This window comes from Pseudomonas sp. dw_358 (assembly GCF_018449655.1).
In the GTDB taxonomy this organism is placed as follows: Bacteria; Pseudomonadota; Gammaproteobacteria; order Pseudomonadales; family Pseudomonadaceae; genus Aquipseudomonas.
Genome location: NZ_JAAVUX010000011.1, coordinates 60061 through 73133, shown reverse-complemented (window position 1 = coordinate 73133; position 13073 = coordinate 60061). Strand labels below are relative to the sequence as shown.

General features: G+C 54.7%; 13 protein-coding genes and 3 pseudogenes. 10 read left to right on the top strand and 6 right to left on the bottom strand.

From position 1 onward, the window contains the following. Positions 1-224: 224 nt before the first annotated feature. Positions 225-2774, bottom strand: coding sequence for an AAA family ATPase (locus HB675_RS16905; protein WP_213879541.1), 2550 nt, complete (start codon positions 2772-2774; stop codon positions 225-227). Between the two features lie 171 nt (positions 2775-2945). Between HB675_RS16905 and HB675_RS16900 the strand changes: the two genes are divergently transcribed. Further along, on the top strand, positions 2946-3410 hold the full coding sequence (locus HB675_RS16900; protein WP_213879539.1) for a hypothetical protein: 465 nt from the start codon (positions 2946-2948) through the stop codon (positions 3408-3410). Between the two features lie 183 nt (positions 3411-3593). Here the strand turns inward: HB675_RS16900 and HB675_RS16895 are convergent, their stop codons facing one another. Next, positions 3594-4151, bottom strand: a complete 558-nt coding sequence (locus HB675_RS16895; RefSeq protein WP_213879537.1) for an arsinothricin resistance N-acetyltransferase ArsN1 family A — start codon at positions 4149-4151, stop codon at positions 3594-3596. A 53-nt stretch (positions 4152-4204) separates the two neighbouring features. Then, the gene (locus tag HB675_RS16890) at positions 4205-4702 is read right to left on the bottom strand and encodes a MarR family transcriptional regulator (RefSeq protein ID WP_213879535.1); all 498 of its coding nucleotides are present in this window, start codon (positions 4700-4702) and stop codon (positions 4205-4207) included. A 194-nt stretch (positions 4703-4896) separates the two neighbouring features. On the opposite strand from HB675_RS16890, the gene HB675_RS16885 reads away from it, so the two are divergent. The 8 genes and pseudogenes from HB675_RS16885 to HB675_RS16850 form a co-directional block, all read left to right on the top strand. Beyond that, on the top strand, positions 4897-6045 hold the full coding sequence (locus tag HB675_RS16885) for an MFS transporter (protein WP_218626576.1): 1149 nt from the start codon (positions 4897-4899) through the stop codon (positions 6043-6045). 108 nt (positions 6046-6153) lie between these two features. Further along, a complete protein-coding gene (locus tag HB675_RS16880; protein WP_213879531.1) occupies positions 6154-6576 on the top strand; it encodes an arsenate reductase ArsC in 423 nt (140 codons plus the stop codon). After that, positions 6573-6929 carry a metalloregulator ArsR/SmtB family transcription factor gene (locus tag HB675_RS16875; RefSeq protein WP_120124552.1) on the top strand — a complete coding sequence of 119 codons (357 nt, stop codon included), beginning with the start codon at positions 6573-6575 and terminating at the stop codon, positions 6927-6929. The genes HB675_RS16880 and HB675_RS16875 overlap by 4 nt, the downstream gene beginning before the upstream one ends. 25 nt (positions 6930-6954) lie before the next feature. After that, complete coding sequence (locus HB675_RS16870) at positions 6955-8238, top strand: arsenic transporter (RefSeq protein WP_213879529.1); 1284 nt, start codon at positions 6955-6957, stop codon at positions 8236-8238. A 16-nt stretch (positions 8239-8254) separates the two neighbouring features. Beyond that, positions 8255-8725, top strand: a complete 471-nt coding sequence (locus tag HB675_RS16865; RefSeq protein ID WP_213879527.1) for an arsenate reductase ArsC — start codon at positions 8255-8257, stop codon at positions 8723-8725. 47 nt (positions 8726-8772) lie between these two features. Next, entirely contained in the window at positions 8773-9486 is a 714-nt protein-coding gene (gene arsH / locus HB675_RS16860) for an arsenical resistance protein ArsH (protein WP_213879525.1), read from the top strand. Between the two features lie 19 nt (positions 9487-9505). Then, positions 9506-9928: an arsenate reductase (glutaredoxin) gene (gene arsC / locus HB675_RS16855; protein WP_213879523.1), complete on the top strand. Its 423-nt coding sequence runs from the start codon at positions 9506-9508 to the stop codon at positions 9926-9928. A gap of 39 nt (positions 9929-9967) precedes the next feature. Further along, positions 9968-10228, top strand: a pseudogene (locus HB675_RS16850) (FAD-dependent oxidoreductase); the annotation flags it as partial. Here HB675_RS16850 and istB read toward each other — a convergent pair. Beyond that, positions 10228-10911: pseudogene (istB, locus tag HB675_RS16845) on the bottom strand (IS21-like element ISPsy14 family helper ATPase IstB); the annotation flags it as partial. The pseudogenes HB675_RS16850 and istB overlap by 1 nt on opposite strands. Positions 10912-10931: 20 nt before the next feature. Then, a pseudogene (locus HB675_RS16840) lies at positions 10932-11192 on the bottom strand (IS21 family transposase); the annotation flags it as partial. Positions 11193-11728: 536 nt separating this feature from the next. Here HB675_RS16840 and HB675_RS16835 point away from each other — a divergent pair. Beyond that, positions 11729-12556: a hypothetical protein gene (locus HB675_RS16835; RefSeq protein WP_256737589.1), complete on the top strand. Its 828-nt coding sequence runs from the start codon at positions 11729-11731 to the stop codon at positions 12554-12556. On the opposite strand, the gene HB675_RS16830 is transcribed toward HB675_RS16835, so the two are convergent. Next, positions 12513-12989, bottom strand: a complete 477-nt coding sequence (locus HB675_RS16830; RefSeq protein ID WP_213879519.1) for a DUF488 domain-containing protein — start codon at positions 12987-12989, stop codon at positions 12513-12515. The two genes, HB675_RS16835 and HB675_RS16830, sit on opposite strands and share 44 nt — an antisense overlap. Positions 12990-13073: the final 84 nt, after the last annotated feature.

Genomic DNA, 13073 nt, shown 5'->3' with positions numbered 1-13073 from the left:
TGGTGCGGAAATATGAGTGCTTCAGAGGCCGGTCTGGCCCGAGGCTGGGGACTAAAACTCTGTGACCACGGTCGCCAGAGGTTTCAGCAAATCTCGGACAACCTTCAACATCTTAACCCGCTACGCGGAATGGGCCAGGCTGTCTCCTTTCATGCTCACAGTCCTTCAAATATAGGCGATCTTCCACATACGAAGAAAGGTCGCACTGACGAAGACTTGCCAGATTAGATACGCCGCCCCTCAACTGCATTTTTAATCGACTTGATCTCATCGTACCAAGTGCCAAATTGATAGATGGATTTGGTGGAATAGTAATTCCGCACATCATCATGCTCAAGCGGACTCAGATTAGCGTACAAGTCCTTGAGCCTGTCCGCTTCTGCCGGAAGCAATGGCACCAGCTTCACAAAATCCTTAAAGTTGGAGACCTGCAAGGTTCTGATTTTGTACTGGTGCCGCTGTTCGTTGAACACATAGGCGTTCGTTAGCCGTTCCACCAGGCGCCTCAGCAGTGCAGAAAGCTTGGATTTCTCATCAGGATTGATTTCGACTTGCGGGCCAATGTAGCCATCGATCTGCCCGCATAGCTCATCCCATTTCTCTACGTATTCGGATACCGTCACACAGTCCTCCAACACCTGCACGGAGAAGGCACCGCTGAGGCCTGAGCCATTCAACGTAGCTTGTAGGTTCGCGAAAAAGTCCCAATTGTGTGTCAATACGATCAGTTGGGACTGTGTATTTTCTTTTGCGTAGTCACGCAGGCGCTCGCAAAAATTGGAAATATAGTTGTAGTCAAAGCTGGTCACTGGATCATCAAGAACTAGAACCTGGTGCGGCGCGACGCTTGCTTCACACATAAACAAGGCAAGCGCGTGAACCTTCAGCTCACCCTCACTGAGTACGCGATGAACCAGTTCATCTCCAATCTTCGGAAGCACTATGGCATCAGCCCCCTGGTTGGCCAAGCGGACACCCATTTGGTCCAGCGAGGCACCACAGAGGCGGCGATACTCGCCATCCAAATACGGCAAAAATGACCCAAGTACGAGCGCTGTATGTGCATCCTTCTTGCGCGCAGTCAGCGCTGACAGGCGTGATGTGAAGTTGTAGGACTCCACTGTTTTGGCGATACCAGCAAAGGAACTCGCGCTCTGGCATATCGTCTCGATTTGAGGCCGAACAGCCCAGGCTGCTTCATCAATGCTTAGGAGAGCAATTTCCGTCGTTAGATTTTTAATTTCGTCATTGAGCGCTTGCAATCCATTCGACGCTAGCGTCAATGCTGAGTCTGCGTTGTTGTACTCTGTATTTACCGCTTCGAGATAAGAATTTAGCTCGACGTAACGAGAGTAAGCATTGAGTGCTGCCTGGTCAATTATAGGTGCTTGCAACGCGAATTTTACTGACTTGATCAGCTCTGATAGCGCTAGTAAAAAATCCACGCTCAGCACACTCGAATATTGCGAGTAATTCAACTCCACATAGCTATCGATAACTATTTTTTTAGACTGCTCTGCCTGTTGCTTGGTATTTAAAGCAGACAGCTCTGTTTGAATCGTTGAAATCAGGTGATTATGAAATGCCAGGAAGAGATTCTTGGACTCTCCCTCCAGCTTCTGACGACATAAAGGGCAGTTGTCAGCAGGAACAAATGGCCTTAACGCCGCAGCTGCGGAGAGAAGTCTTTGCTGGCCAGCCACATCCAGCTCTTTGGAGAACACAGCGCCAGCTAATTCAACGCTTGCTGCCTGCTTTTGCTGGATTGAAAACAAAATTTGACCGTACGCGTTATATGAAAAGCCCCCGCACTTCTGAACGAAAGTTGCCAGTGATTGTTTTACTTGGCCTAGGAGGCTTTTCCTCAGTGTGAGTGCTTGTTGACCCTCCACGCTCGTCGCGCCCCTAAGCTGCTCTAGCCTTGCTTGCTTTTCTGATTTTCGTTGGCGTTTCTCTTCACCAAAGCTCACGCTCGCGATCCAGGAAAGCATAGGCTCGCAATTGGTAGCCCCCCAATCCTTAAATATCCCACTGTTGGTATCTATGGTTGCGTGGACGCCTAGTTTAATTCCTGCAATATTCCGATCAGCTTCTTGCCGGTACTCGGAAATCTTTGAGCTACTGTAGGCCTGAAATTGCTTCAGATACTCTCGAAAGTAATCGAAGCACTCTAATCGGAACGCGCTCAACTCTACCACCGCCTCTGGCGATATAGAGCTGTTGATATGTTTGTATGCGACTGCGGAGTCGAAATACTTCAGGGCCTGAGCCTGACCACCAAATCCGTCTAATTCTGTCCAATTTTGTGCGGGACTGCCTCGTAGCTTATAGCTAAAGGACGGTAGTACCTTGCTAGAAGAGCGAACGTTGTTCAGGGGCTCTTTCGGTTTTTCAGGATTGGCCAAGATTTTGAACGCCTGGCACAGACTCGATTTACCTGCACCATTTCGACCAAAAACTAAGGTGATACGCTTGGATAAATCTAGCCTCAGTGTACCACCCAATTTCTTGAACCCGGAAAAATCAGACAGGCTTTCCAGATGAAATGGCTGGATCGCATTCCGTGCATTCGGTTTCAGCGCAGGAGGCGTAGCTGCGGCAGGCGCATAGGTTTCCACCCCACAGAACAGTTTCCAAATGCGCTCTAGCTCATCTGGTGACAGCACACCCCCACTCGAGTTGATCGCGGCTTCACAGATCGCGTGAAACCACGCTTCATTGACCGAATCTCGGTGACTTAAAAGGTAACCTGTAGCATCACTGTGCGCTGCCATTTTGACCTCCCTTTCTTGATGACCCAACCACTATAGGAGCACATTGCCATTAGCGCTATGGCTCACGGTCTGCGCTATGTGGTGGGATACTGCGCAACGTAATGGCGATCTGCCGTTAGCCCCTCAACCTACAGAGCATCTATGGCCGATATGACGTCAAGACACGAAAGAATGAGCATCCTGAACGAAATGATTGGGATGACTCTCAGGCACCTTCAACTGCTGGAGGGCTCCGCCGCCCAGTTTTTTGTGCTCACTGAGAAAGCAGAACAGGGCATGGGTGAAGAGAAAGGGAACGCGCTTCTAGCGAAGGCTCAGCGCGATACGTTCGGGGTAAGCGTTAAAAAGCTAATCGCAGCCAGAAGCTTACCCGATGATGTCACCGGCAGATTCGAGGCGCTGGTGAAGGAAAGAAATTGGCTGGTACACAACTCCCAGGAAGAAAACCGCAAGGCATCAATCAATGACGGATTCTTCGAAGCGTTCCTTCTGCGGCTGGAAGCAATGGTGAACGAGACCAATGCCCTGATGAGGGAACTGTCGGTTCGCGCGGAAGAGTTTGTGCTGAGCAGAGGTGTGCGGGCTGACCAGATTGAAGCTAAGACCGCTGAGACCCTCAAGCTATGGAGAGGGTGATAGAGATCAGCCACTCAGAGATCAATACACAATTCAGGTGGCGGCTGATCATGCTGCGTAATTGCACGGACTTGACCACCCATTTGCATTGGACTTGACCAGTCATTTGCATTCGCATTGACCAGCAAGTCCAGAGTGGTCGTGGTGCGGTAGATGAGATGTTTAGGGAGACAGCCTAAGTCATCAGCAACCGCTCAAACCGCCTGCTTCAGTCCTTATCGACGGGGCTGCGAGTGCTTCGGTTGTTTGATTGGCAGGAAAGAGCTTTTCGACAATGACGCAGTCAATCCACAGACCTTCCAGACAGGCGTGTTTCTCGTAGATGCCTACCTGGCGAAAACCACTTGCTTCGCACAAGGCAAGGCTGGCGTGATTTGACGCGAAAATCCGCGAGAGGACTTTCCAGAACCCAAGGGCCTCTGCTTCCTTGAGCAAAGCCTCAAGCAGTTGCTTCCCAAGTCCGCGACCCCGAGCATCCCTGCTCATGTAAATCGAAAAGTCAGCAATGCCGTCGTAGCAGGCCCGAGCCCGGTAGCTACTGAGGCCTGCCCATCCAACAACCTCGTTGCTCTCATCAAGCACTACAAGCACGGGGTAGCGACCAGCGTTTTGGAGTCGTTCGATCATGTCATTCGGAATGCGAGGTGCCGTCTCAAACGTGGAGCTTCGTTCCTCGATACCCTGATTGTAAATGGCAGCTATCAGCGGTGCGTCGTTAGGTTCTGCTCGGCGAATTTGCATGAGTGATTCCATTCTGTTGGTAGTGACAACATTTTGCGAAAAAAAGAGGGAGTTCAGTCCCGCTGCATAGCATCCGAACAAGGCTCATTCGCCAGACCGCATCGGATTTCGGTCGCTCTTGTGATTTGTCTCAGCAGGCTCACAGCACCTTGTCTGGCTTCAACTGACAGGTTTTCGATCATTGCTCGCTCTTCGGCTACCAGATCGCTTCTGATTTTTTCATAAAGTTCTTTCCCCGCTTGAGTTGCCTGGATTTTCACAGCGCGACGGTCTTCATCATCTTCAACGCGTGACACATATCCCTTGCGTTCGAGCGCATCGATTACCCGGCTCGCCGTGCTCTTGTCCAAGAACATCTCTTCAGCCAGCACTTGGAGCCGAAGCGCGCCCTGCTTGACCAGGGTTTCGACCGCATAGCATTGGGTAACCGAAACGTCGTAGCAGCAGATTCGGTCTCGATCTCGGAACTGGTAGACGCGCACAAGCTGGTTTACCGCTTCGTACAAATCCTCGGCATCCTGGTTCAACTGCTCATTTTTGCGCTTTGACATAACCGTCACAAATTTGTTGTTAGCTGCAACAGTAAGGGTGGCGGCGCTGAGCCGTCAACTCATCTCGCGCTGGTTGACGGCAAGAATTCTCTCGCGCTAACTTGTTGTCACTACCAACCAAAAATCGAGCGTGGCGAGTGAGCCTCCCTGAGTCGTTACACCCTGCCACCCATCGCACCCGGCTCGTTTGGGCCATGGGTTTCACTCAAATTCTTGCATGGGGTTCTACCTATTATTTGCCTGCTGTTCTCGCGGCCCCCATCGCGAGGGATGCGGGCTGGTCAATCACCAGTGTTGTTGGGGGACTGTCCTGGGGAATGTTGGTTGCGGGAGCAACATCACCCGCAGTGGGGCGGCACATTGACCGCTATGGTGGCCGGGCGGCAATGGCGTGTAGCTCACTGCTTTTATCCGTGGGCATAGCCACCATGGGCGTTGCTGAAAACCTGCCGACGTACTACTTCGCATGGACTTTGATCGGCGTGGCAATGGCCGCAGGGCTTTACGACGCTGCCTTTTCAACGCTAGGTCGGCTTCTCGGTGAGGGGGCTCGAACATCAATCACCGGATTGACCTTGCTGGGTGGTTTCGCCAGTACGTTGGGCTGGCCAGCCATTGCGGCAATGGAGGAATGGCTCGGCTGGAGGGGAACATGCCTATCCATTGCTGCCGCGCATTTGCTCATCGGACTGCCTATCCACGCTCTCATGATTCCTGGCAGCGCTAAACAGCCTTTACGAGCGGTTGTGACTGGAAGCACTACTTCCACTACCCACAACTCAAGTCAGTCCCGAGTTCTGTTCCTGCTAATCGGCACGATGCTGACTGTCCTCGCGCTGGTTGTATCGGGAATCTCTGTACATCTTCTGGATGCCCTCAAGCAGTTGGGGATTGTGACCGCCGTTGCCTTGGCGATAGGCATGGTCATCGGCCCCGCCCAGGTCGCAGCACGGATCGCTGAGTTCGCAATGGGCAGGAACCTCCATCCCACATGGTCGGCACGCATCGGCGTTGTGCTCTGCCTGTTCGGGCTTGGCTTGCTGACCTGCGGGAAGCCATGGCTCGCGTTCGTCGCCATTGCACTCTACGGAGCCGGGAACGGCATTCTCACGATTACCCGTGGCACGCTGCCCCTGGCCTTGTTTGGTGCCCTGGGGTACGGATCGCGAATGGGATTGCTTGCCCGACCGGTACTGATCGCTCAGGCGTGTGGCCCCATCCTGGCGGCATTGGTGCTAGACACGTTTGGCCCATTGCTGCTGTTGATCATGTTTTGTTGCTTACTCGCGGTTTGCGTCGCGATCAGCTTTCGCCTTCCGGTGAAAAGTCATCCGGCAGTCTGAGCGCTACAACGCCCGAGCAGGCAGGAAGGCGGCGATATCGAGCACATACGCTTTACCGAATATCCGAAATTACGTATATTCGATTTTCCGAATATGAGTGAGACCGCCATGTCCGCCCCAATCAAGGTGCTTTTTGTCTGTGTAGCGAACTCTGCACGCTCCCAGTTAGCAGAGGCGTTGCTACGGCATACCGACCCACGCTTCGCAGCGTTCAGCGCCGGTTCAAAGCCATCCAGTGTTGATCCCCGGACGGTCGCAGCCTTGGAGAATGTCGAGGTGGATGCGTCTGGACTGCGCAGTAAATCCATCGATGAGTTCAGCGACGAAAAATTCGATTACGTCATCACGCTCTGTGACAAGTCTGCACGGGAGTGTCAGGCAATGCCGGGGGCTGGCGAAGTCATCGCTTGGGATTTCCCAGACCCCGTCACCAGCGCTGATCCTGCTGCCTTTCGCCATACGCTTCATGACATCCATGAACGCATCAAGCTTTTCGTATTGGTCAAGACCAAACATCTGGAGGATCTATGACAGAGCCTATGACCCCCACCTCGTTGTTCAAGTGTCTGGCCGATGACACTCGAACCAAGATCACGCTCCTCATCGTCAGTGAGGGCGAGTTGTGCGTTTGCGAACTCACCGCTGCACTCGACCAGAGCCAACCCAAAATATCTCGTCACCTGGCGCTGCTTCGCTCAGCAGGCTTGTTGATGGATCGTCGCCAGGGCCAATGGGTTTACTACCGCTTGCATCCCGAGCTGCCCGAGTGGGTTACAGCGATCCTGAAAGATGTTGTGGACGCGAACCAGCAATGGTTGGAAGCCGAAGCCAAACGTCTGTGCGACATGAATGGCCGTCCTATCAACCAGGCCGTCTGTAACTGATCTGCGCCCGAATAGAGTTTCTGAAATGCTACTTGCCGTACTGATTTTCATCGCAACCATCGTGCTGGTCATCTGGCAACCCAAGGGTCTTGGTGTGGGCTGGAGCGCAACCTTCGGCGCAGTGCTCGCCCTAGTGACCGGGGTAGTCAGTCTCGGGGACATCCCTGAGGTCTGGCATATCGTCTGGAATGCCACGGCGACTTTCATTGCCGTCATCATCATCAGCCTTCTGCTTGATGAGGCAGGTTTTTTTGAATGGGCCGCGCTGCATGTTGCTCGTTGGGGTGCAGGCAGCACGCGCAAGCTCTTCGCTTTCATCATTCTGCTGGGCGCTGCCGTCTCGGCCCTGTTCGCCAATGATGGGGCAGCCCTGATCCTTACCCCAATTGTGATTGCGATGCTGTTCGCGTTGCGGTTTTCACCCGCTGCTACCTTGGCCTTCGTTATGGCTGCCGGGTTTATCGCTGACACGGCAAGCCTGCCATTGGTGGTGTCCAACCTCGTCAACATTGTCTCTGCTGACTACTTCGGCATCGGGTTCAGCGAATACGCGTCCGTCATGGTGCCTGTGAACATCGTCAGCGTGGCGGCCACATTGGCCATGCTCATGTGGTTTTTCCGCAGAGACATGCCAAAGACCTACGATCTCAACCAACTCCAGAAACCGAGCGAGGTCATTCGAGACCGCGCTACCTTTGTAGCCGGCTGGTGGGTGTTGGCTCTGCTGTTGATCGGCTTCTTTGTCATTGAACCTTTGGGAGTGCCCATCAGCGCTATTGCGGCGGTGTGCGCGCTCATTCTCTACGTGTTTGCAGCTCGTGGACATGCCATCGACACAGGCAAAGTGCTCAAAGAGGCGCCCTGGCAGGTGGTGATTTTTTCTTTGGGTATGTACCTGGTTGTCTATGGCCTGAAGAACGCCGGCCTGACTGACCATATCGCGCAGATCCTGAACGTATTCGCGGGGTACGGTGTCTGGGGCGCTTCCTTGGGCACTGGGCTGCTAACAGCATTGCTGTCTTCGATCATGAACAACATGCCGACCGTTCTGGTAGGCGCCTTGTCCATTCATGCCGCCGAGGTCGATGGCGTCGTCCAGCAAGCGATGGTGTACGCCAACATCATCGGCTGCGACCTGGGCCCGAAGATCACTCCAATCGGAAGCCTGGCCACCCTGTTGTGGCTGCACGTGCTGGCACGCAAGAACATAACGATCAGTTGGGGTTACTACTTCAAGACCGGCATCGTGCTGACCCTACCGATCCTCATCGCCACCTTATCCGCCTTGGCATTGCGCCTTAGTTTCTGAATCAAGGAATCGTCTGATGAAAGTCTTGTTCATGTGCACCCACAACAGCTGCCGCAGCATTCTGTCCGAGGCACTCTTCAACCACCTGGCGCCTGAAGGAGTAGAAGCTGTCAGCTCTGGAAGTTTTCCCAGCGGCCGGGTGAATCAACGGGCATTACAGACGCTGGAGGCGGCAGGTATTTCGACGGCGGGCTTGAGCAGCAAGGCTTCGGAGGCTTTTGAAGGCTCGCCTCCAGACATTGTGATCACCGTCTGTGATCGGGCAGCGGGTGAAGTGTGCCCCATCTTCTTAGGGCCAGCCTTGAAGGCGCACTGGGGCTTGGCCGACCCGTCCGAGGCTACCGGATCGGAAGCCGAGATTACAGGCGCGTTTGAATCCACGCTCGCCAAGATCCGCGAGCGTGTCAGTGCATTTCTTGCCCTGCCGCTGAAGACCATGAGTACTGACCAGCTCAAAGCCGAACTGAACCGCATCGGTTCGCTTTGAGGATCAACCGAGGCAGCGCCCCGCTGGGCGCCGCCGTAGGAGTTTATATGCAAGACACATTGCCGAACGTACACGCCGAGCTGATCGATATCCCGTCGTTGGAGCAACTGACCCCGGCGTCCCTGTCGATCCACAAACCTCGAATCCTCCTCCTGTACGGCTCGACACGAGAGCGCTCTTTCAGCCGATTGGTCACACAGGAGGCCGCACGTCTTCTGGAGCAGTTTGGCGCCGAAACCAGGATCTTCGATCCGTCAGGTCTGCCGCTACCGGATGATGCTCCCGACACCCACCCTAAAGTGGCCGAGCTGCGTGAGCTGATGCAGTGGTCAGAGGGACAAGTGTGGTGTTCCCCTGAGCGGCACGGCTCGATGAGCGCGGTGTTCAAGGCGCAAATCGACTGGGTTCCGCTAGCAATGGGAGCTGTACGACCTACGCAAGGAAAAACCCTTGCGGTAATGCAGGTCTGCGGAGGCTCGCAGTCTTTCAACGTGGTCAATCAGCTGCGTGTACTGGGACGATGGATGAGGATGTTCACCATCCCAAACCAATCTTCCGTCGCCAAGGCATTCACCGAGTTTGATGAGGCAGGCCGTATGAAGCCATCCTCGTACTACGACCGCCTGGTAGACGTGATGGAAGAACTGATGAAGTTCACGCTGCTGTTGCGGGATCGTCAGGACTATTTGGTTGATCGCTATTCCGAGCGTAAAGAGTCCGCCGAAGAGTTATCCAAGCGCGTCAATCAGCGTTCCATTTAATGCCTGGGCAAGGAATTGTATGAGCCAGATCACGATCTATCACAACCCACAATGTGGCACCTCTCGAAACACCTTGGAACTGATCCGGAACAGCGGAGAAGAACCGACCGTCATCGAATACCTGAAAACTCCACCTGATCGCGCCACGCTGGTGAGGCTGATCCAGGACATGGGGATTGAGGTGCGAGCCCTGCTGCGTATCAAGGGCACGCCTTACGAAGAAATGGGACTGGGCAACGCATCACTGAGCGATGAAAAGCTCGTTGATGCCATGATGGAGCATCCCATCCTGATCAACCGCCCTATCGTCGTGACACCGCTGGGTACACGGTTGTGTCGTCCATCGGAAGCTGTCCTCGACTTGCTTCCACAACCGCAACGCGGCAGTTTCGTCAAAGAGGATGGCCAGGTCGTTATCGATGAGCATGGACGTAAAGTCTGAGTCTTCACGGCGATTTACAGCGGCTATAGGAGCACGACAGTGAGTCAGAGTCGGAAGCTGGATGTTGTGGTTATCGGCGGCGGCCAATCCGCACTCAGCGTCGCGTACTTTCTCAAGCGAACGGGACTGTCCTACGTGTTACTCGATGCCGAGCCCGCGCCGGGAGGAGCCTGGCGGCACGCTTGGGATTCACTCCGGCTGTTTTCACCCTCTGCATGGAGTTCAATCGCTGGTTGGCCAATGCCAGCCGTTGCCGACGGTACTCCCAGCCGGGACGATGTCATCGATTATCTCGCCCAATAAGCGTTGTGCACCAGCCGGTCGAGGATCGCGTCGCCCAAGGTCGGATCGCCGATCAGCGCATGCCATTTGTCCACCGGCATCTGGCTGGTGACCAGCGTCGAGCGGTTGCCGTAGCGGTCGTCCAGCAGCTCAAGCATGTCGCGTCGTTGCGCGGCAGTAAACGGTGCCAGGCCCCAGTCGTCCAGGATCAGCAGGTCGGTCTTGGCGTAGCCGGCCATCAGTTTGGCGAAGCGGCCGTCGCCATGGGCCAGGCCCAGCTCCTCCATCAAGCGCGGCAGGCGCAGGTAACGCACGCTGTAGCCGTCGCGGCAGGCCTTGTGGGCTAGCGCGCAGGCGAGCCAGGTTTTGCCTACGCCAGTTGGCCCGCCGATGATCAAGTTCAGGCCATCACGCAGCCACTGGCCACCGCCCAGTTGCAGGATCATGGCCTTGTCCAGGCCACGCGGGCTGCGGTAGTCGATGTCTTCCAGGCAGGCGTTGTGGCGCAACCGCGCCGCTTTGAGGCGAGTAGTCAGGCGGGCGTCTTCGCGCTCGGTCACCTCACGGTCGACCATCAGGCCGAGGCGTTCATCGAAGCTCAAATCATTGATATCGGGCGTTGCGTGTTGCTCGCCCAGCGACTTGATCATGCCGTGCAGGCGCAGGGTTTGTAGCTTGTCGAGCGTTGGATTCGGTAGCATTTCGAAGCTCCTTTCTCAGGTCAGTGGTAGTAGCCCGGGCCACGCAGGTTGATGTGCTCGTCGGGCAGTAGCGGCAGGTTTTGCTGGGCCAGCGGCAGGCGCTCCAGCCCTTGGCGCAGGATCGATTCGAGGCTTTTGTAGCTGCATGCGCCCAGTGCCAGCGCCCGCTGGCACGCGGCTTCCAGCCGCGCTTCGCCGTGCTGTTTACTCAGGCGCAGGATGCCCAGGCAGGCGCGGAAGCCGTGCTGAGGGTGGATTCGGCGTTCGAGGATGGCGGCGATCTTGCGCACGGACAGGCCGGCGTCGAACTTTAGGCGTAGTACCTCTCGGATTTTACGCATGGATAAACGCTCCACGACGACCTCTTCGCTTCGAAAAAAGAGGTCGATAGTAGTGAATAGTCCTGCGTTGCTGCCTGCCTGAAAGTGTCCGGATGGCCGTGGAATCGGTGTCCGGATGCTTGTGGAATGAGTGTCCGGATCAGCGTGGAATCAGTGTCCGGATGTCGGTGGAATGGGTGTCCGGATGGTCATGGAATCCCCATTCAAGAAGACGTCCGCGCTCAGGACATGGGGTTGGGAGTGCATTCTCGACGGCACGCCGCAGGTAATGCCGCCCACATCGTTGTTCTAGGAGGTATCGAACAGGTGAGCGTGTGGTCAAGTGCAATGCAAACACGTGGTCACATCGAATGCAAATGCCTGGTCAGTGCAGACGCAATTAGGTGGTCAGGTACCATGCAATTTCCCACATGCCACGTAGCCATTAGGCCCTGATCTCGATACATTCGCATCATGGACGACATGGATTTACGATCATGAGAAGGAAAGCTCGCATTCTGATTCTGTGCAAAACGTACCCTACGCCCAGCGCTGCGCACTCGGAGACATCGTGCGTCGCAGGCATAGACGAGGACGGCACTCTGGTACGGCTCTATCCGGTCCCTTTTCGCCTGGTCACCGAAGAGCAGAAATTTGCGAAATGGCAGTGGATTGAAGCTTCGATTGAGAAAAGCCCCGGTGATCATCGGCCAGAAAGCCACAAGATAGGGGTTGATACGATCAGGGGACTGGAGACGGTTCCTCCAGAAAAAACTTGGAGCAAACGTCGCGAGATATTGAACAAGCTGCCGATCTACGACAGCTTCGAGTCTTTGGATAAGGCTCGCCTTGAGTCTGGTGTCACACTCGGATTGATTCGGCCTGGAAGAATTCTGGGCCTGAATATCAAAAAGGCGTCTTCTGAAACCTGGACAGAGGAAGAGCTGGAAAAGCTCGAAAAGCTACAGCGCCAGCCAGGTTTGTTTGACCAAGACGATGTAAAGTCGAGCCTCAAGCGCCTAGAAAAGGTGCCTTTCGATTTTTACTACTCCTATGAGTGTACAGTGGACGGAGCGCCTACAGTTCGCACGCATAAGATTGTGGACTGGGAGGCGAGCCAGCTTTATCGGAATCTAAGGCGAGCCCATGGTGCGAATGGATGGGAGGCGCCTTTCAGGAATAAGCTGGAGACAGAGTTACCCTCCAAGGATCTGATGCTCCTGATGGGGACAATTCACAGATTTCCCCATCAATGGCTCATCATCAGCCTGATCTACCCGCCTAAGCAACCGCACGAAGCAGATCAGCAAATGTCTCTATTTTGAGCGGCAAGTGCCGGGTTTCAGAGGTCGCATCCAGTTCCATGACGGCCTCTGCAATCAAGCTCCGATGGCAGTAATTTGGATCTGCCTCATAGCACACCATGCAGATACGCTGCTCCGTAGCATCAGTAGCCAAGCTCAGCAGCACGTCGTTCAGGGTTCTGACGTATGCCCTGAAATCCTGAGCGTATTGACCCCAATCCCCGTCAACCTTGTAACGGTTACGAATTGGCTTTGGGCAACCCAAGGGCGGACTGTGCTCGTAGGCAATACCAGCATCAGTCAGGCGCTGAGCAAATGCTTTCTTGGAAAAGCCCGACTTGCGAGAAACTGGGTATTCCCGTACGTCCAGTACCTTGTCGATCTGCGCGTGCTTGAGGTGTGCCAAGAAGGCATCAAAGGTCAGACCTTCATAGCCTGCTGTGTAGAGAGCCATATGTCGTTTCCCGGATGCGTCCTGCAAAAATCAGCCAAAAATAATCTCCCACTATAACACTGCCGTGCAGCTCTACCGTGATAG